Annotated in this window: 12 protein-coding genes and 1 pseudogene; 10 read left to right on the top strand and 3 right to left on the bottom strand. The window is 73.6% G+C overall.

Annotation, left to right across the window (positions count from 1 at the left end):
* Nucleotides 1–34: 34 nt before the first annotated feature.
* The 5 genes from GSY65_RS03410 to GSY65_RS03390 all read left to right on the top strand — a co-directional run bounded on the left by GSY65_RS03410 (nucleotide 35) and on the right by GSY65_RS03390 (nucleotide 5,964).
* The gene (locus GSY65_RS03410; RefSeq protein WP_159765884.1) at nucleotides 35–940 is read left to right on the top strand and encodes a LysR family transcriptional regulator; all 906 of its coding nucleotides are present in this window, start codon (nucleotides 35–37) and stop codon (nucleotides 938–940) included.
* Nucleotides 937–1,887 (top strand): serine hydrolase, encoded by a 951-nt coding sequence (locus tag GSY65_RS03405; protein ID WP_159765883.1) that lies wholly within the window; start codon nucleotides 937–939, stop codon nucleotides 1,885–1,887. Before GSY65_RS03410 ends, GSY65_RS03405 begins: the two co-directional genes overlap by 4 nt.
* A gap of 221 nt (nucleotides 1,888–2,108) precedes the next feature.
* Nucleotides 2,109–3,494: an LCP family protein gene (locus tag GSY65_RS03400; RefSeq protein WP_201452443.1), complete on the top strand. Its 1,386-nt coding sequence runs from the start codon at nucleotides 2,109–2,111 to the stop codon at nucleotides 3,492–3,494.
* A gap of 151 nt (nucleotides 3,495–3,645) precedes the next feature.
* On the top strand, nucleotides 3,646–4,284 hold the full coding sequence (locus GSY65_RS03395) for a phosphoribosylanthranilate isomerase (RefSeq protein ID WP_159765881.1): 639 nt from the start codon (nucleotides 3,646–3,648) through the stop codon (nucleotides 4,282–4,284).
* Nucleotides 4,285–4,497: 213 nt separating this feature from the next.
* Nucleotides 4,498–5,964, top strand: a complete 1,467-nt coding sequence (locus GSY65_RS03390) for a cytochrome P450 (RefSeq protein WP_201452442.1) — start codon at nucleotides 4,498–4,500, stop codon at nucleotides 5,962–5,964.
* Nucleotides 5,965–5,970: 6 nt separating this feature from the next.
* Here the strand turns inward: GSY65_RS03390 and GSY65_RS03385 are convergent, their stop codons facing one another.
* On the bottom strand, nucleotides 5,971–6,879 hold the full coding sequence (locus tag GSY65_RS03385) for an amidohydrolase family protein (RefSeq protein WP_159765880.1): 909 nt from the start codon (nucleotides 6,877–6,879) through the stop codon (nucleotides 5,971–5,973).
* Nucleotides 6,880–7,075: 196 nt separating this feature from the next.
* Here GSY65_RS03385 and GSY65_RS03380 point away from each other — a divergent pair, with 196 nt between their 5' ends.
* From GSY65_RS03380 to GSY65_RS03365, 4 genes are all read left to right on the top strand, one after another.
* Entirely contained in the window at nucleotides 7,076–8,263 is a 1,188-nt protein-coding gene (locus GSY65_RS03380) for an ABC transporter ATP-binding protein (RefSeq protein WP_159765879.1), read from the top strand.
* Nucleotides 8,260–8,925: an ABC transporter permease gene (locus GSY65_RS03375; RefSeq protein WP_159765878.1), complete on the top strand. Its 666-nt coding sequence runs from the start codon at nucleotides 8,260–8,262 to the stop codon at nucleotides 8,923–8,925. Before GSY65_RS03380 ends, GSY65_RS03375 begins: the two co-directional genes overlap by 4 nt.
* Nucleotides 8,922–9,611, top strand: coding sequence for an ABC transporter permease (locus tag GSY65_RS03370; RefSeq protein ID WP_159765877.1), 690 nt, complete (start codon nucleotides 8,922–8,924; stop codon nucleotides 9,609–9,611). The genes GSY65_RS03375 and GSY65_RS03370 overlap by 4 nt, the downstream gene beginning before the upstream one ends.
* A 128-nt stretch (nucleotides 9,612–9,739) precedes the next feature.
* Nucleotides 9,740–10,660, top strand: a complete 921-nt coding sequence (locus tag GSY65_RS03365; RefSeq protein WP_159775577.1) for an ABC transporter substrate-binding protein — start codon at nucleotides 9,740–9,742, stop codon at nucleotides 10,658–10,660.
* Between the two features lie 108 nt (nucleotides 10,661–10,768).
* Here the strand turns inward: GSY65_RS03365 and GSY65_RS03360 are convergent, their stop codons facing one another.
* On the bottom strand, nucleotides 10,769–12,589 hold the full coding sequence (locus GSY65_RS03360; protein WP_159765876.1) for a serine/threonine-protein kinase: 1,821 nt from the start codon (nucleotides 12,587–12,589) through the stop codon (nucleotides 10,769–10,771).
* 538 nt (nucleotides 12,590–13,127) lie between these two features.
* Here GSY65_RS03360 and GSY65_RS03355 point away from each other — a divergent pair.
* Nucleotides 13,128–16,502 (top strand): pyruvate carboxylase, encoded by a 3,375-nt coding sequence (locus tag GSY65_RS03355; RefSeq protein WP_159765875.1) that lies wholly within the window; start codon nucleotides 13,128–13,130, stop codon nucleotides 16,500–16,502.
* Here the strand turns inward: GSY65_RS03355 and GSY65_RS33545 are convergent.
* A pseudogene (locus GSY65_RS33545) lies at nucleotides 16,450–17,936 on the bottom strand (hypothetical protein). The gene GSY65_RS03355 and the pseudogene GSY65_RS33545 sit on opposite strands and share 53 nt — an antisense overlap.
* Nucleotides 17,937–18,299: the final 363 nt, after the last annotated feature.

Raw genomic sequence — 18,299 nt, 5'->3', positions numbered from 1 at the left:
GTTCGGATCCATGCTCGTTTGGCATAGTGGAGCTGTGGATCTTGTAGCGGTGTGCCGGGCGTTCGTCCATGTGAGCGAACACGGCAGTTTCACGGTGGGCGCGGCGGCTGCCCGTACGGCGCAGTCCGTGGTGAGCCGTCGTGTCGCCGCGCTGGAGGAGCGGCTGGGCGACCGGCTGCTGGAGCGGTCCTCCCGCGCGGTGGCGCTGACCCCGTTCGGCCGGGACATGCTTCCGCTGGCCCGCCGGCTCGTCGAACTCGCCGACCGGCTCGACCACGAGGCCGTGGCCGCACGGCGCCGCGCGCTGCGGCTGGCCGTCCCCGCCGACTGCTCCACCGGCGGCCTCGCCCGCCTCATCGCCGAGGCCCACGACGGGGGAGTCCCGCTCGACCCGCGCCCCGCCGGGCCGACGGAGCGGGCCGACCTCCTGACGTCCCGGCAGGTCCGCGCGGCGCTGCTGGCGGTGCCCCCCGCGGGCGCGGACTGGACCGTGCGCCTGGGCCTCGCGGTCGGCGACGCCCCGAACGGCGGGTCCCTCTACCTCGACACCCTGCGTCCCGGCCGCGCCGACCGCGACCGGCGGGCCCGACGGGTGTGGCTGCCGCCCGAGGACGACGTGCCCCACGTCCGGGACCCGCTCGCCCGGCTCGGTGACGCGGTCGGACTGCTCCCGGCGCAACTGGCCGTCGCCCCGTCCCTCGCCGTCGCCGCCGCGGACGTCCTCAGCCGGGGCGACGCGCTGCTCTGCTCGGCCGCGCAGGCCCGTGAACTCGGCCTGCACTGGCGCCCCGTGGGCGAACTCGACGCCGGTTTCGCCCGCGGCTACGCCCTGGTCCTCGCCGACGCGGCGGACACCGAGGCCGCCCGCCTGCGTGAGGTGTGTGCCGGGGGCGTCGCCCGGTGCCTCGGCGCCACCGGGCACGCCGGGGCCGCCGCGTGAGCGCCGGTACCGAACGGCTCCTGGGCGAGCTGCGCCGGGACCTGGCCGACGGCGGCCTCCACGGGTCGTTCCTGGTGCGGGACCTGGAGACGGGCGAGGAGATCGGGATCGACCCGGACGTCCCGTTCCCCGTCGCCTCCCTGGTGAAGGTCCCCCTCGCCCTGGCGACACTGGAACGGATGCGGCGCGGGGAACTCGACGGCGCCGACGCCGTCGAGATACCGCCGGGCCGGATGACCACCCCGGGGCCGACCGGCCTGAGCCGGTTCCGCCACCCCGCCCGGATCGCCGTCGACGACCTGCTCTACCTCAGCACCAGCATGAGCGACAGCCATGCCGCCGACGCACTCTTCGACCTCACCCCGCCGTCGGCCGTCGAGGCGTTCCTGACGCGGTGGGGGCTGTCCGGCCTGTCCGTCCGCCACACCATGCGGGAACTCACCGAGACCCCGGTGGAGCGGTTCGGTTCGGCCGACACGCACCTCGCGTACGCCCTCGCGGTCGACGCCGGTACGCGCGGGCGTGGCCACCGGGTGCCGCAGCTCGACGTCTCCCACGCCAACTCCGGTACCGCGCGGGCCTGCGTCGACCTCCTCCAGGCGGTGTGGCGGTCGCGCCAGGACCCGCCCGGCACCGACGCCCCCGTGATCCACCCCGAGGTCGCCGCCCGCGTGCGTGACCTGATGGCCGACAACGTCGTACGCCACCGTCTCGCCCCGGACTTCGCCACCGACGCCTCCACCTGGTCGTCGAAGACCGGCACCCTCCTCAACCTGCGCCACGAGGCGGGGGTCGTCGAGCACGCCGACGGCCGCAGCTACGCCGTGGCCGCCCTCACCGAGTCCCGGGTGGCCGCCCGTGTCCAGCCCGGCGCGGACGCCCTCATGGGCCAGGTCGCCCGCCGTCTGCGCGACGAACTCCGCGCCCGCTGGGCCCCGCACGGCTGACACGCACCGGGTCCGCCGCGGCCCGGTCGCGGACCGTCGAGGCGGGGGCGCGGGGACGACGCGATGGCGTGCCGCAGGGCGCGTACACCGTGGTGGGTGAGCCGAGTGGGGCGCCCGTCCGTATCTCTCCAGGGATAGAGTCCTCGGGTTCGGCGGTCGCAAGTGCCGGGCGTGGAGCGTCAGTCGACCGGCCGGAGGCGGCCGAGGCGGGGGGAACGCCGGTGGGTGGTACGGGAAGGCGGCGTGCCGGGATCGGGGGCGGGGGAACACGGCTCACACGGCGGGGCAGGATCGTGAGCTGGGTCGCGGGCGTCTCCGCGGTGGTCGTGCTCGGCGTCGCGGGGGTCGGAGCCTGGGTCTACCAGGACCTCGACGACAACATCACCTCCGCCGACGTCGACAACAAGCTCGGCGGGAACCGTCCGGTGAACCTCAGTCCCGGATCGAAGAACATCATGGTCGTCGGCTCGGACAGCCGTGACGGGAAGAACGCCGAGTACGGCCGGGACCTGACCACCATGCAGTCGGACACGCTGATGGTGCTGCACATCCCCGCGAACCGGAAGTGGGCGACCGTGGTGTCGTTCCCGCGTGACTCCTGGGTCGAGATAGCGGCGTGCGACAAGGGCGACGGCGGCACCTCGGGCCCGCACCGGGCCAAGATCAACGAGGCGTTCGCGATCGGCGGCTCCACCGGCGAGGTCGCCGGGGCCGCCGCCTGCTCCATCCGGACGGTCGAGGCCAACACGGGGCTGCGCATCGACCACTTCATGTCCGTCGACTTCTCCGGCTTCAAGGGGATGGTCGACGCCCTGGAGGGCATAGAGGTCTGCCCCGAGCAGGCCATCCACGACAAGAGGGCCCTCCTGGACCTGGAGCCGGGCTGCCAGACCGTCAAGGGCGAGACGGCCCTCGGCTACGTCCGCACCCGCTACTCCGTCGGCGACGGCTCCGACATCGGGCGCATCGGGCGCCAGCAGGAGTTCATGGAGGCCCTCGCCGCCAAGGCGAAGGCCAAGCTGACCAGTCCCGGTGACCTGTACGGCTTCATGCAGTCCGCCACCAAGTCCCTGACCACGGACGAGGACCTCGCCGGCATCGACCCGCTCTACGACCTCGCCTCCCAGCTCAAGGGCATCCCCGGCGACCGGCTGACCTTCCTGACGGTCCCCAACTACCCCCGTGAGGCGGACGTCCCGACCGACCGGGCCAACGTGGTCTGGCAGTACCCGTACGCGGCCGACCTGTTCACCTCCCTCGCCAAGGACCGCGAGGTCGACAAGAAGCAGCTCCAGACCCAGGCCGAGGAGGGCCTCGTCTACGCCTCGAACGTGCGGGTGCAGGTCCTCAACGGCACCGGCGTCACGGGACGCGCCGCCGCCGTCGCCGAGAAGCTGCGCGCGGCAGGCCTCACCGTCGTCGGCACGGGCAACGCCCCCGAGACCACCGCGCGGACGACCGTCGGCTATCCGCCGGACCTGGCGAAGCAGGCGAAGGTCCTCACCTCGCGCCTTCCCGACGCCCCGGCCACCGAGGACGCGGGCGCCGCGCAGGGCGTGATCACCCTTGTCGTCGGAACGGACCTCGACCCCGCCACCCTGCGATGACCCGGCGGGGGCCGGCCGCCGGTGAGGCACCCGACGGCGCAGACCGCCGGTCGGGGCGAGCGTTCCGCAGGGGGCGGGGGACCGGATCACGACCTGGCCGGCGTTCGTGTCGGCGTCGAACAGGGTGGGCGCGGTCCCGTGGGCGCCGCGGATGAGGCAGGCTGGGGCGGTGAGCAACTCCCGTGACTCCCTTTTCGTGAAGATCTGCGGTCTGCGGACCGAGGACGACGTCGACACGGCCGTCGAGGCGGGCGCCGACGCCATCGGGTTCGTCCTCACCGCCAGCCCGCGCCGCGTCGACGCGGCCACCGCCGCACGGCTGTCCCGCCGGATCCCCGAGCACGTCCTCACCGTCGGAGTCTTCCGCGGGGAGAGCCTGGACGACGTACGGTCCCTGGCCGCCGAGTCGGGCATCCGCGCCGTCCAGCTGCACGGTGCGGAGGACCGCGGCTACTACGACGCGCTGGCGGCGGACGGCCGCACGCTGATCCGCGCCGCCGCGTTCGGCGACGCGGTGCCGCGCTGCGGCGAGATGGGCGAGGACATGCTGCTGCTCGACGCGCCCGTGCCGGGCTCCGGCACGGCCTGGGACTGGTCCCGGATGCCGGTCGCCGACCCCGGGGACAAGTGGCTCCTCGCCGGAGGGCTGACCCCCGGCAACGTACGGGACGCCGTCGACACCGCCCGGCCCTGGGGCGTCGACGTGTCCAGCGGTGTCGAGCGGAGCCGGGGGGTCAAGGACCCCGCCCTGATCACCGCCTTCGTGGAGGCCGCCCGCGGCGCGCGGTGACCCGCCCGGTCCCCCGGGAGGGATGGCCGCCCGGACACCCTCGCCGGCACCGGGACGCCGCGACCTTTCGCGACGCCTGACCCCTTTGTCGTGTCCCTGCCCGAGAATCGCGCTACCCGTCGTTCTCCGAGCGGGGTGGCCTGGGGTAAGGTCCCGAGCGGTCCCGGCTACCGACTGAAGGTGTGCCGGTACGGGGAGTGTCGGAGGGGCGGCATGGCGGTGGAATCCCAGACGGGCGAGGGCGGGTCCGTGCACGCGGACGACAGACGGTTGGAGGCGTTGGACCCCCAGCCGCTGCTGACCCGGGACTACGAGATGCGCCCGTCCCTCGTGTACGAGCGGCTGCGGCAGCGGCACGGCGCGGTGGCGCCGGTCGACCTGCTGGGCGTCCCCGCCTGGCTGGTCCTCGGCTACAAGGAGTCCCTGGAGGTCCTCCAGGACGACCACGGCTGGCCCAAGGGACTGGAGAACTGGCGGGCCCGCTCCGAGGGCCGGGTACCCGCAGACTGGCCGCTCGGCCCCTCCCTGGAGGTCAACCACGTCCTCATCCAGGGCGGCGCCGGGTACCAGCCGCTGCGGGCCGCGTGGGACACCGCGCTCCGACCGTTCCAGGACCCGCGCCACGCCCAGGCCAAGCGGCTCAGGGCGGCCGTCACCGCCTGCGCCGACGACCTGATCACCCTGGTGGGCCAGGCCGGCGGCACGGGCCTGGCGGACCTGTCCGCCCAGTTCTCCCGGCCGCTGCCGCTGATGGCGGCCAGCCACCTCCTCGGTTTCCCCGGCTCCCAGGGCGACGACGCGCTCATGGACATGTGGCGGGTGCTGGACGCCGGCCCGGACGCCGAGCCCGCCCTGGAGCGCCTGCTGGCGGCCCTCGCCGACCTGGCGGCGCAGAAGCTCAGGACCCCCGGGGACGACTTCCCCTCCCACCTCCTCGCCGCGCACCCCGCCCTCACCCTCGACGAGCTGGCCCGCGAGCTGTTCATGCTGCTCGGCATGACCTCCGACCACGTCGGCATCCTCATCTCCAACACCGTCGTCGAGGTCCTCTCGGGCGAGGGCAGCATCCGCGCCAGCCTCTCCGCCGGCATGGTCCGGGAGACCATGAACCGGGTGGTCATGCGCAAGCCGCCGCTGGTGAACTTCGTCCCGCGCTTCGCCGCCAAGGACACCCGGCTCGGCGACTACACCATCCGCGCGGGCGACCCGGTCTGGGTCTCCTCCGCCGCCGCGCACGCCGACCCCGTCTTCGCCGGCCACGCGGCGACGAACACCACGGTCAGCACCCGCGCGCACCTCTCCTGGGGCGCCGGCCCCCGCCAGTGCCCCGCCCGCGAACTGGCCTCCACCGTCGCGGCGGTCGGCGTCGGCCGCCTGTTCGAGCGGTTCACCGATCTGGAGCTGGCGCTGCCCGTCGACCAACTCCCGTGGCGGTCCTCGCCGTTCATGCGCGGACTGCGCTCGCTGCCCGTCCGCTACACCCTGGCCCCGACGCCCGGCCCGTCGTCGGCCGACCCCGCGGAGACCGACCTCGGGGAGGCGGACCTCGGGGAGGCGGACCTCGCGGGAGGGACGGGGACCGAGCCGGGAGTGACGGGGACGCTGGCACGGGACCGTTCCGCCCTGCACCGTTCGTCGCTGTGGCGCTACCTGACGGGCCTGATCCGCACCGGACGCTGACCCCGCTCAGCCCTCGCCCGTGAGCAGCCGCCGCGGATTGGCGACACGGAAGGCGTACGCCGCCGCTCTCCCCAGGCCGAAGCCGGGGTGGAGCGGCGGCTCCGCGTAGGGCCGGTCGGAGCCCTGGACCACCGCGTCCACCCCGAGGGCCCGCACGACCGCGTCCACGGCGGCGGGGCCGTACGACGACGTCTCCACGAACACCCGTGGGTCCGCCCCCGCGAGGGCCGCGTCACCGCGGGCGGCGAAGCGCTCCCCGTGCAACGGCGCCAGCCCGGCCAGCAGGGCGAAGCAGACCCGCAGCCGGGGATGGCGGGGCCGGCCGAAGGCACGGAAGGCGAACCACGCGGCGTGCATCTGCTGCACGTACGGCACCATCGCCGGCCACCAGCCCGGCCCCCCGGCCCCGGCTCTCCCCGCAGGGCCCGGGTGCACGAACAGCGGGAGGCCGCGGTCCTCCAGGAGGTCGAGCAGCGGGGCGCAGCGCGCGTGACCGGCCGCGTCGGCGAGGGCGTCGGCCGGCAGCTGCAGGCCGACGAAGCCGCCCCGGTCGAGGACCTCGGCGGCCGCGGCCGCGTCGACGTCCCGCACACAGGCCGCGGCCCACGCCCCGAACGGCTCGGGCAGGGACACCGCGCCCTCGTGGTAGGCGTCGAGCAGGGGGCGCGCCTGCTCCCCGGGCAGCCACTCGACGCCGAGCGGCGACGACAGCGACACGAGGGCCCGCCCGAGGCCGTCGTCGGCGGCGAGTTCCGCCCGCCGGGCGAGGTCGTGGGCGGCGGGCGCCACCTCGTACGGAGGCTCCCCGTCCAGGAACAGGGTCCAGCCGTCCATGAACGGCGGCTCCCGGCGGGACCGCAGGGCCGCCACCAGCGCGGGGGTCCACAGGTGCTGGTGCACGTCGACGTTGCTCATGATGACTCCAGGAAAGCACGGCCGCCGGGCGCGCGGCGGCGACGCGAAGGAGAACACCAGGCCCTGTACCCGCATGTTCCGGACGTTCCCGGCCCGGCATCGTGTGAACGTAACGTGCCCTTCATGAAAGTCCATTGACTGTCATTCAGTCACGGACAACTGTGCAGGTGCATATGCAGTCGGGTGAGGGGCACTCTTGATCAGATTCGACGCGGTGAGCAAGAAGTATCCGAACGGCACGACAGCCGTGGACGGGGTGACGGTGGAACTCGCCGAGGGGGCCATCACGATCCTCGTCGGACCCTCCGGCTGCGGCAAGACCACCACCCTCAGGATGATCAACCGCATGGTGGAACCCACCGCCGGCACGGTCAGCCTGCGCGGCCGGGACATCCGCGAGATCGACGCGCCCGAGCTGCGCCGGGGCATCGGCTACGTGATCCAGCACGCGGGACTCTTCCCGCACCGCACGGTCCTCGACAACATCGCGACCGTGCCCCTGCTCCTCGGCTGGGGCAGGAAGAAGGCGCGGGCCCGCGCGGCCGAGCTGCTCGAACGTGTGGGGCTGCCCGCCGAGATGGCGAAGCGCTACCCGAACCAGCTCTCCGGCGGGCAGCAGCAGCGTGTCGGGGTGGCGAGGGCTCTGGGCGCCGACCCGCCGGTGCTGCTGATGGACGAGCCGTTCAGCGCGGTCGACCCCGTCGTGCGGGCCGAACTCCAGACCGAGTTCGCGCGGCTCCAGAAGGAGCTGCACAAGACGATCGTGTTCGTCACGCATGACATCGACGAGGCGATCAGGCTCGGCGACCGCATAGCCGTGTTCCGCGACGGCGGCAGGCTCGCCCAGTTCGACACCCCGGAGCGGCTGCTCGCCGACCCCGCGGACGACTTCGTCGCCGGTTTCGTCGGCCAGGACCGGGGCATCCGCCGGCTGTCCTTCGTGCGGGCCGCCGGACTGCCGCTGCGTGACGGCCCGGTGCTCCCGGTCACCTCGCCCGTGGCCGCGGCCCGCGCCCTCGACGAGCCGTGGGTGCTCGTCGTCGACGACGCGCGCAGGCCCCTCGGCTGGACCCCGGTCGCGGACCTGCCGGTAAGCGGCACGCTCGCGGACGCCGCCCTGGTGCCGCTCGGTCACACCTTCAGCCTGGCCGGGGACTCGGCGCGGGCCGCCCTCGACTCGGCGCTGCTGTCACCCGCCCGGCTCGCGGTGGGCGTGGACGCCGACGGCGCGGTCGTCGGCGTGGCCGACGCCCACGAGCTGACCGCCGGGGCTGCCCCCACGGACCGGGCGGACGTGGCCGGGAGCCGCACGAGCGGCGCCGGGAGCCGTACGGAAGCGGCCGGGAGCCCGGTGGCCGCCGACAGCGCGGGCGGTGACCGATGAGCGACGGGGAACCGCTGGTCCGGTGGCAGTGGATCGCCGACCACGCCGCCGAACTGGCCGACTACACCGCCCTCCACCTCAGACTCGGTCTGCTGCCCGTGCTGTTCGGGATGCTCGTCTCGGTGCCGCTGGGCATCCTCTGCCACCGCAGGCGCCGGCTCTACCCGCCGGTGCTGACGGTGGCCAACATCCTGTACTCGATCCCGTCGCTGGCCCTGTTCATGGTCTTCGTCCGCTACACGGGGCTGACCGAACAGACCGTGATGATCCCGCTGACGCTGTACACCCTGTCGGTGCTCGTGCCCAACGTCGTCGACGGCCTCGCCTCGGTCCCCGAACCGGTCCGGCTCGCCGCGACCGCCATGGGGTTCGGCGCCGTCCGCCGCGTCCTCCAGGTCGAACTGCCCATCGCCGTGCCCGTCGTCATCGCCGGCGTGCGCGTCGCCGCGGTCTCCTCCCTCAGCCTCGTCGCCGTCGGCCAGCTCATCGGACAGGGCGGCCTCGGCTACTACATCACCCGCGGCCTCCAGCTCGACTTCCCGACGCCGATCGTCACCGCCATCGTGCTGATCATGCTGCTCGCCCTCGTCACCGACGCGCTGCTGGTCGTCGCGCAGCGACTGCTCACCCCCTGGTCCCGGAGCAGGGGGACGACGGCGTGAACGACTTCCTCAACCAGATCCGGCTCGTGGCGGACTGGCTGACCTCGCCCGCGCAGTGGCACGGCGACGAGGGCATCCCCGCGCGACTCCTGGAACACCTCACCTACAGCGGTCTGTCGCTGCTGTGCGCCGCTCTGATCGGACTGTCGGCCGGGCTGCTCGTCGGGCACACCGGGCGCGGGGCGTTCGCCGTGGCGAGCGTCGCGAACCTCGCCCGTGCGATCCCCACCTTCGGTCTCGTCGTCCTCGTCGTGACGCTCGCCGGGCTCAGCACCGTTCCGGTGCTCCTCGCCCTGGTCGCGCTCGCGGTGCCGCCGATCCTCATCAACACCTTCGAGGGCGTCCGGGGCGTGGACCCCGCCACCCGGGACGCCGCACGCGGCGTCGGCATGACCGAGTGGGAGGTCCTGGCGAGGGTGGAGGTGCCGATGGCGCTGCCGCTGATCCTGCTGGGCCTGCGGGTGGCCGCGATCCAGGTCGTGGCCACCGCGACCGTCGCCGCCTATCCGGGCCTCGGCGGCCTCGGCCGCTTCATCGTCGACGGGCTCGCCCGCAACGACTACGAGCTGGTCATCGGGGGCTCCGCGGTCGTGGTCGCCCTCGCGCTCGTCGTGCAGGCCGCGTTCACCGCGCTCGGGCGGGCAGTCGTCTCACCGGGGCTCAGGGTCTCGGCGCCGAAATCCTGAACCCCGCCGGTCTCCCGGACCCCGGCGTCGTCCCTAACGCTGCCGGTCGCCCGGACCCGGCGTCGTCCTGAACTCCTCCGTTCCTCCGCGCCCTTCGGGCCATGAGAAAGGAAACAACCATGCGAGGCATGTACCGAGGCGTCGCCTTCGGCCTGATCACCGCCCTGTCCCTGACGGCCTGCGGCGGCGGGGGCGGCAGCGACGACAATCCGCTGACGGGCGACAGCGGGGGCGGCGGCTCCGCCCTGGTCGTCGGCTCGGCGAACTTCCCCGAGAACCAGCTGCTCGCCGAGATCTACGCGCAGGCCCTGGAGGACAAGGACCTCAAGGTGACCCGCAAGTTCGACATCGGGGCCCGCGAGGTCTACTACGACCAGGTGGTCAAGGGCGGCATCGACGTCTTCCCGGAGTACAACGGCGCCCTGCTGTCGGTGGCCGTCGACAAGAACAGCACCGCGACCGGCACCGAGGAGATCAACGCCGAACTCAAGGCCAAACTCCCGAAGTCGGTGGAGATACTCGACTCCGCCGCGGCCGAGGACAAGGACTCGGTCACGGTGACCGCGAGGACGGCGGAGAAGTACGACCTGAAGACGCTCGCCGACCTCAAGCCCGTCGCGGGCGGGATGACCCTCGGGGCCGGTTCGGAGTTCAAGACCCGCACCCAGGGCGGGGTCGGCCTGAAGAAGGTCTACGGCGTGGAGTTCGGCACGTTCCAGCCGCTCGACGCGGGCGCCCAGACCACCCTCGTGAAGCTGCTCAAGGACGACAAGGTGCAGGCCGCGAACCTGTACACCACCGACCCCGCCATCGTCGAGGACGACCTGGTCGTCCTGGAGGACCCCAAGAACCTCTTCTCCTCACAGAACGTGACGCCGCTCGTCCACAAGAAGGCCGTCGACGCCAGGGCCAGGAAGGCGCTCAACGCGGTCTCCGCGCAGCTGACCACCGAGGACCTGCTGGAGATGATGAGGAAACTCGTCAGGGACAAGGAGGACGCGAGCGCCGTCGCCGAGGAGTGGCTGCAGAAGGCCGGCCTCACCGGCTGACCGCCCGGTACCCCCGCTCGGGGTGCGGGGTCCCACCGGGCCGGCGTGCGGGCCCGTCGGTCGGGTGGGGCGGTCGGGACCGACGGGCGGGTGGGGCGTGCGGGACCGTCACTCCGGGCTGCGCAGCGCGGCCCACGTGTCGCGGTTGACGACACCGTTCGCCTCCAGCCCCACCGTGTTCTGGAACGCCTCGACGGCGGCCTCCGTCCCGCTGTCGAACTCGCCGTCCACGCTGACGCCGTACCCGCGCCTGCTCAGGATGCACTCCGCCTGCAGCACCCGCTTGCCGCTGTCGCCGACACGGGTGCGGCCGTTGCCCGCGTAGTAGCCGCAGTCCGTGAGCCAGGCCGGGTCACCGGAGTCGGCGGGCGGGTCGCTCGGGGTCGGTTCGGGGTCGTCCGGGGCGTCGGAGCCGTCATCGACCGGGGTGTCCGTCCCGGTGCCTGCGCCTCGGTCGTCGTCGGCGGACGCGGAGGCGTCGGGCCGTGCCGACGTCCCGTCGACGGCCGCACTGCCCTTGCCGTCGTCCTTGCCCTTTCCGGACACCTTCGAGAGCGACGAGCCCCCGCCGTCCGGGTCGGGCGCGCGCTGGGACTTACCGGACGCCGACGGGGAGACCGCGTCGTCGGGCGCGCTCTTCCCGGTCGACCAGATGCCCGTCTCCGGTGTGGCGGACGGGGACGCGTCCGGGCGGGTGAGGACGAAGACGCCCGCGGCCACCGCGCAGAGCGCGACGCCCGCGCCGCCGACCGCCAGCACCCGCTTCCGGCGCGTCCGGGTGGGCACCGCCGGGTCTAACGCCGCCCGGCCGCCCGCGGAAGCGCCCGGAGCCTCCTGCGAGGAACCGGCGGAGTCGGCCGCGGCGGGCCGCACATCACCGGCGGCGGGCGCCGGTGCCCGCTCCGCCGCCTCGTCGGCGGCCGGGAAGACGGGGGCCTGCACGAGGGGCAGCCGGCACAGCTCCTCGTACGCCTGCTGCCGCACGAGCACCATGCCGCCCAACGGCTCGGGCCAGTCGGAGGTGCCGGAGGGGCCGGCGCGGGGCCCCGCCTTCCGCACCAGGTCCTGCGGCGTGGGCCGGCGGCCCGGCTCCTTGGCGAGGCAGGACCACAGCAGCGTGGCGAGTGCCTCGTCGGACTCGGCGAGCTCCCGGATCACCTTCGCGTTGGGCTCCTCGAAGGCGACCCGGTGCATCACGTCGACCCCGGTGCCGTCGCCGAACGGGGCGCTGCCCGTCGCCGCGTAGACCAGGGCGCAGGCCAGGGAGAACACGTCCGAGGGCGTGCCGCACTCACCGGTGCGCAGGTACTCCGGAGACATGTACGCCGGAGTGCCCACCCGGTCGCCCGTCCCGGTGATCGCGCTCGCGTCGGCGGCCTTCGCGATACCGAAGTCGATGACGTGGGCGCGCCGGGCGGAGATCAGGACGTTGGAGGGCTTCAGGTCCCGGTGCACGATGCCCGCGTCCGACAGGTCGGTGAGCGCCTGCCCCAGCTCCGCCACGAGTCGCCAGACAGCGGCGGTCGGCAGCGGGCCCTCCTCGTGCACGGCGTCCGCCAGATCGACGCCGGGCAGGTACTCGGTGGCCATCCACAGCAGTTCGTCCTCGAACCCGGTGCCGCACAGTCTCGGCAGGTGCGCGGTGCGGACCCGGCCGTGGACGGCCGCCTCGCGCTCGAAGCGGCGCCGGAACCGGACGTCCTCCGCGTACTCGGGCCTGATCACCTTGACGGCGACGAACCCGGACCCGCCGTCCGAGGGGCGCCCCAGATAGACGCGCCCCATACCCCCGCTGCCGAGCAGTCCCAGCGACACGTACGGGCCGATACGGCCCGGGTCGCCGGGGCGCAGGGGAAGGGCGCCCGTCCTCCGCAGCGCCGGAGCCTCGTCTGCCGTCGAGCGCGGTGGCACCGGCCGCTGGTCTGACACAACACTCCCGAAGTCGCTTTCCGCGTACGTCAGTTCGCTTTTGGATGTTGAGGCTAGCTCAGCCGGGCGTCATGTACGCGGTTTCCATCACTTCCGTATCACTGTCGTGCCCGAACCGACAGGCCCGATCCGAAGTACGGTGCCCGTCAGGTCGGTGAACGGCTCGACGCGCACCCGGCCGCGCCCGCCGGGAGCCGTCCCCGTCACCCGGTACGTCAGCGAGCCGGTCCTCGGCCGGATCGGGAACGCGGCGGCGCCGGCGCGTCGACGCGGACCCCGAGGACGTGCCGGGCCGCCGCGTGGGCCGACGCGAACGCCCAGACGGGGAGAGCGTCATGTCGGACATACGAAACCAGCCACCCCCCCGATGCCGGGTGGCACTGTGGGACAGGGTTCGGGTGCATCCATCGCCGAGGATATGAACCCTTCATCATCATCAGTCCGAAAAATACTGGCACTCAGTGACACGACTCTCATGGCACGTGGGCTACATTGCCGCGACCATGGTGTTCCTCATCGCAGGCCGAAGGGATCAGGGATGCTCCGCAAGGTACTGGTCGCCAACCGTGGCGAGATCGCGATCCGCGCGTTCCGCGCCGGGTACGAAGTGGGCGCGCGGACGGTCGCCGTCTTCCCCCACGAGGACCGCAACTCGCTGCACCGACTCAAGGCCGACGAGGCCTACGAGATCGGTGAGCCGGGCCATCCCGTACGGGCGTACCTCTCCGTCGACGAGATCATGCGCGCCGCCCGCCAGGCCGGCGCCGACGCCGTCTACCCCGGGTACGGCTTCCTGTCCGAGAACCCGGAACTGGCGCGGGCCTGCGAGGACGCGGGCATCACGTTCGTCGGACCGAGCGCCCACATCCTGGAGCTGACGGGCAACAAGGCCCGCGCCGTCGCCGCCGCCCGCGCGGCCGGCGTACCGGTGCTCGGGTCCTCGGCGCCCTCCACCGATGTCGACGAACTGGTGCGCGCCGCCGACGAGATCGGCTTCCCGGTGTTCGTGAAGGCGGTCGCCGGCGGCGGCGGGCGCGGCATGCGCCGCGTCGAGGAACCCGCGGCGCTGCGCGAAGCCATCGAGGCGGCGTCCCGCGAGGCCGCGTCCGCGTTCGGCGACCCCACCGTCTTCCTGGAGAAGGCCGTCGTCGAGCCCCGCCACATCGAGGTGCAGATCCTCGCCGACGGCCAGGGCGACGTCATCCACCTGTTCGAGCGCGACTGTTCGGTGCAGCGCCGCCACCAGAAGGTCATCGAGCTGGCGCCCGCCCCTAACCTCGACCCGGAGCTGCGGGAGCGGATCTGCGCCGACGCCGTACGGTTCGCCCGGGAGATCGGCTACCGCAACGCGGGCACCGTCGAGTTCCTCCTCGACCGCGACGGCAACCACGTCTTCATCGAGATGAACCCCCGGATCCAGGTCGAGCACACGGTGACCGAGGAGGTCACCGACGTCGACCTCGTCCAGTCGCAGCTGCGGATCGCCGCCGGGGCCACCCTCGCCGACCTCGGCCTCTCCCAGGCGACGGTGACCCTGCGCGGTGCCGCCCTGCAGTGCCGTATCACCACCGAGGACCCGGCGAACGGCTTCCGCCCGGACACCGGCCGCATCAGCGCCTACCGCTCGCCCGGCGGCTCCGGCATCCGCCTCGACGGCGGAACGACCCACGCCGGTACCGAGATCAGCGCGCACTTCGACTCCATGCTGGTCAAACTCACCTGCCGGGGCCGGGACTTCACCACTGCGGTCAACCGGGCCCGGCGCGCCGTCGCCGAGTTCCGCATCCGCGGCGTCGCCACGAACATCCCCTTCCTCCAGGCCGTCCTCGACGACCCGGACTTCCAGGCGGGCCGGGTCACCACGTCGTTCATCGAGCAGCGCCCGCACCTGCTCACCTCCCGCCACTCGGCCGACCGCGGCACGAAGCTCCTCACGTACCTGGCCGACGTGACCGTCAACAAGCCGCACGGCGAGCGGCCCGCGCTCATCGACCCGGCGGACAAGATCCCCGCCGTACCCGCCACGCAGCCGCCCGCCGGCTCGAAGCAGAAGCTCGTCGAGCTGGGACCGGAGGGCTTCGCGAGCTGGCTGCGCCGGTCGCCGACGATCGGCGTCACCGACACCACGTTCCGCGACGCCCACCAGTCGCTGCTCGCGACCCGCGTCCGCACCAAGGACATGCTCGCCGTCGCGCCCACCGTGGCGCGGACCCTGCCGCAGCTGCTGTCCCTGGAGTGCTGGGGCGGCGCCACCTATGACGTCGCCCTCAGGTTCCTCGCCGAGGACCCCTGGGAGCGGCTGGCCGCCTTCCGCGAGGCCGTGCCGAACATCTGTCTCCAGATGCTGCTGCGCGGCCGGAACACCGTCGGCTACACCCCGTACCCGACGGAAGTGACCGACGCCTTCGTGGAGGAGGCCGCGAACACCGGAATCGACATCTTCCGCATCTTCGACGCGCTCAACGACGTCAGCCAGATGCGGCCCGCCATCGACGCGGTACGGGCCACCGGCACCGCCGTCGCCGAGGTCGCCCTCTGCTACACCTCCGACCTGTCCGACCCGGCGGAGGAGCTCTACACCCTCGACTACTACCTGCGGCTCGCCGAGCAGATCGTCGAGGCCGGCGCCCACGTCCTCGCCGTCAAGGACATGGCGGGCCTGCTGCGCGCCCCGGCCGCCACCAAGCTGGTGTCCGCGCTGCGCCGCGAGTTCGACCTGCCGGTCCACATCCACACCCACGACACCGCGGGCGGGCAGCTCGCCACCTACCTCGCCGCGATCCAGGCCGGCGCCGACGCCGTCGACGGGGCCGTGGCCTCCATGGCGGGGACGACCTCGCAGCCCTCCCTGTCGGCGATCGTCGCCGCCACCGACCACTCCGACCGGCCCACCGGCCTCGACCTGCGGGCCGTCGGCGACCTGGAGCCCTACTGGGAGAGCGTCCGCAAGATCTACGCCCCGTTCGAGGCGGGCCTCGCCTCCCCGACCGGACGCGTCTACGACCACGAGATCCCCGGCGGCCAGCTCTCCAACCTGCGCACCCAGGCGGTGGCCCTCGGCCTCGGCGACCGCTTCGAGGACATCGAGGCGATGTACACCGCCGCCGACCGCATCCTCGGCCACCTCGTGAAGGTCACCCCCTCGTCGAAGGTCGTCGGCGACCTCGCCCTGCACCTGGTGGGTGCCGGGGTGGCACCGGCCGACTTCGAGGCGACCCCCGACCGGTTCGACATCCCCGACTCCGTCATCGGCTTCCTCCGCGGTGAACTCGGCACCCCGCCCGGCGGCTGGCCCGAGCCGTTCCGCACCAAGGCCCTCCAGGGCCGCGGCGAGGCCAAGCCCGTACGGGAGCTGACCGCCGAGGACCGCGACGGCCTGGAGAAGGACCGGCGCGCCACTCTCAACCGGCTGCTGTTCCCCGCCCCGACCCGCGAGTTCGAGGCGCACCGGCAGACGTACGGCGACACCAGCGTCCTCGACAGCAAGGACTTCTTCTACGGGCTCGGCCCCGGCAAGGAGTACGCCGTCGACCTGGAACCCGGTGTGCGGCTTCTGATCGGTCTGGAGGCCGTGGGCGAGGCCGACGAGCGCGGTATGCGCACCGTGATGGCCACCCTCAACGGCCAGCTGCGGCCCATCCAGGTCCGCGACGTCGCCGCCTCCTCCGACATCCCCGCCACCGAGAAGGCCGACCGCTCCGACCCCGGCCATGTCGCCGCCCCGTTCGCCGGAGTGGTGACCCTCGCGGTCGCCGAGGGCGACGAGGTGGAGTCGGGCGCCACGATCGCCACCATCGAGGCCATGAAGATGGAGGCCGCGATCACCGCCTCGAAGGCCGGACGGGTGGCGCGGCTCGCCATCAACCGGATCCAGCAGGTGGAGGGCGGAGACCTCCTCGTCGAGATCCGCTGAGCCGGACGCGGCGCGCACGCCGCCTCCGCACAGGCACAGGCCGTCGCCCTCGCGGCGCGGCCCCCGCCGGCGGTCCGGACGGACGTGGTCCGGGCCGGGCCCCGTCAGCCCCGCCCGGTACAACCCGTAGGTGATCCGCCGCCGCGCGGCCGCCTCGAGTTCGTCCCGCAGGGGGCCGTCGTGCAGCACCGCCCCGGGGCCGAGCAGCCCCTCGACGACGGCCAGCGCCCCGGCGGTGTCCCCGTGGTCCAGCCGTTCCCGCACGCCGGACAGGTCGTCCGGGCGGCGGTGTGCCTGGTCGATCGCCTTGAGGCAGGGCAGGGGAGTGCCGGTCAGCGCGACGAGCAGTTCCTCCCGCCGGATCTCGTCCGGACCGTGGTCCAGGGGCGCCAGTACCCCGTCGACCAGCCCGATCCGGTGCCGCTCCCCCCGGCACTCCACGATTCGCGGCTCCTCGGCGGGGTCCGCGGCCCGGGGCTGCCCGGCGGCCGCATGGCCGGGCACCAGCGCCCCGGCGACCAGCGGATGCAGCCGGTCCGGATGGATCGCCCCGCAATGCAGCAACTCCAGATCGGGCGGAACCCAGGTCGCCGCATCGGGCAGCACAGGCAGGCGAGGGGCGGTCCCGTCACCGTCAGAGGCCACCTCGATCCGCGGGACCGGCGATCCGGCGCCGTCCGGGCCGTCGTCGAGGTGCAGCAGCAGCCGGCGCCGCGCCCCGAGGCGTACGAGGACGGGCCCGCCGGACCGGCCCTCGGCCGCCAGCAGCATCCGCGCCTCGTCCGCCCACCGGCCCACGGCACAGCCGTACCCGGGCGGCACGACCTCCGATGCCCGCCAGCCCGATACGACGGGGCCGTCCGTGGACGGCTGGTCGGCGCCGGACCGCGCCCGCAGCTCGGGGGCGCTGCGGGCGTCCCACAGATGCCGGTGCAGATCGAGCCGGTAGCGGCTGCTGGGCCGGGGGTGCGGGTGGCGGCGCGCGTCGGGCGCCGAGCGGGATCCGGCGGATCCGTCCCACAGCGCGAGACCGATCCGCTGTCCGGCGTCCGCCCAGGCGGGCGGGGTCCGCACCACGAGGTGCACCGGGTACGGGCCCGCGCGCCCCTCGGCGCCGTACCGGGCCAGCGTGATCGTCAGCCCCGGCCGCAGCAGCCCGTCGGGGGCGATCCTCGGCAGGTGCCAGCGCAGCAGGTCCGGAGCGAGACGCCGCAGGTCGGCCCGTAGTCGGGCGGCGACGTCCTGGCCGTGGCACCGGGCGACGGTACGCGGGTGGAGGTCGAGGTCGATGTTGGCGGCGGCGCAGGCGCCCGCCCAGTCGCCGGCCTCACGGCGGGCGGTGGCGGTCTCGATCATCGACGGCGGCACGGCGAACCTGCGCACGCGCGACCAGAGGGCGAGTCGGGAATCCCCGTTCACGACATGAGTGAGCATCAGCACTCACCTTGCGCGGACGGGACCCCCATTCTGTCCACGGAATGAGTCGTCATCGCGGCGATCATAGCCCTCACCGCCCCCACGCCGATACGGGTTTTCGAACCCCGCGGTCGCGTCGCGGTGGCGCAGTGCGACGCATCCGGTGGGGCGTGCTGCGGTGCCGTGGAGGGCGCTCGGCAGGGCGCGCGCCGGGGCCACGGAAGGCGTTCGGCGGGGGCACCGGGAGCAGTGGAAGACGCTCGGCGGCCGGCAGTGTGCGGGGCGGACGTTCGAGTGGTGAGGGGCATGGGGCGGGCGTACGGTCGAACAACGGACGCCTGCGTGGGCCCTTCCGTCCACCGAACAGTGCCGAGCGACATG

Origin of the sequence: Streptomyces sp. HM190 (genome assembly GCF_009857135.1) — a bacterium.
GTDB classification, from domain to species: Bacteria; Actinomycetota; Actinomycetes; order Streptomycetales; family Streptomycetaceae; genus Streptomyces; species Streptomyces heilongjiangensis.
The sequence above is the reverse complement of the archived record's forward strand: the minus strand, read 5'-3'. Positions and strand labels throughout refer to the sequence as shown.

What these genes read in the sequence shown, in the direction of transcription:
- GSY65_RS03395 (WP_159765881.1), top strand. Translation starts at nt 3,646, where the DNA reads ATGAGGCAGGCTGGGGCGGTGAGCAACTCCCGTGACTCCCTTTTCGTG.
- GSY65_RS03390 (WP_201452442.1), top strand. Translation starts at nt 4,498, where the DNA reads ATGGCGGTGGAATCCCAGACGGGCGAGGGCGGGTCCGTGCACGCGGAC.
- GSY65_RS03385 (WP_159765880.1), bottom strand. Translation starts at nt 6,879, where the DNA reads ATGAGCAACGTCGACGTGCACCAGCACCTGTGGACCCCCGCGCTGGTG.
- GSY65_RS03375 (WP_159765878.1), top strand. Translation starts at nt 8,260, where the DNA reads ATGAGCGACGGGGAACCGCTGGTCCGGTGGCAGTGGATCGCCGACCAC.
- GSY65_RS03365 (WP_159775577.1), top strand. Translation starts at nt 9,740, where the DNA reads ATGTACCGAGGCGTCGCCTTCGGCCTGATCACCGCCCTGTCCCTGACG.
- GSY65_RS03355 (WP_159765875.1), top strand. Translation starts at nt 13,128, where the DNA reads ATGCTCCGCAAGGTACTGGTCGCCAACCGTGGCGAGATCGCGATCCGC.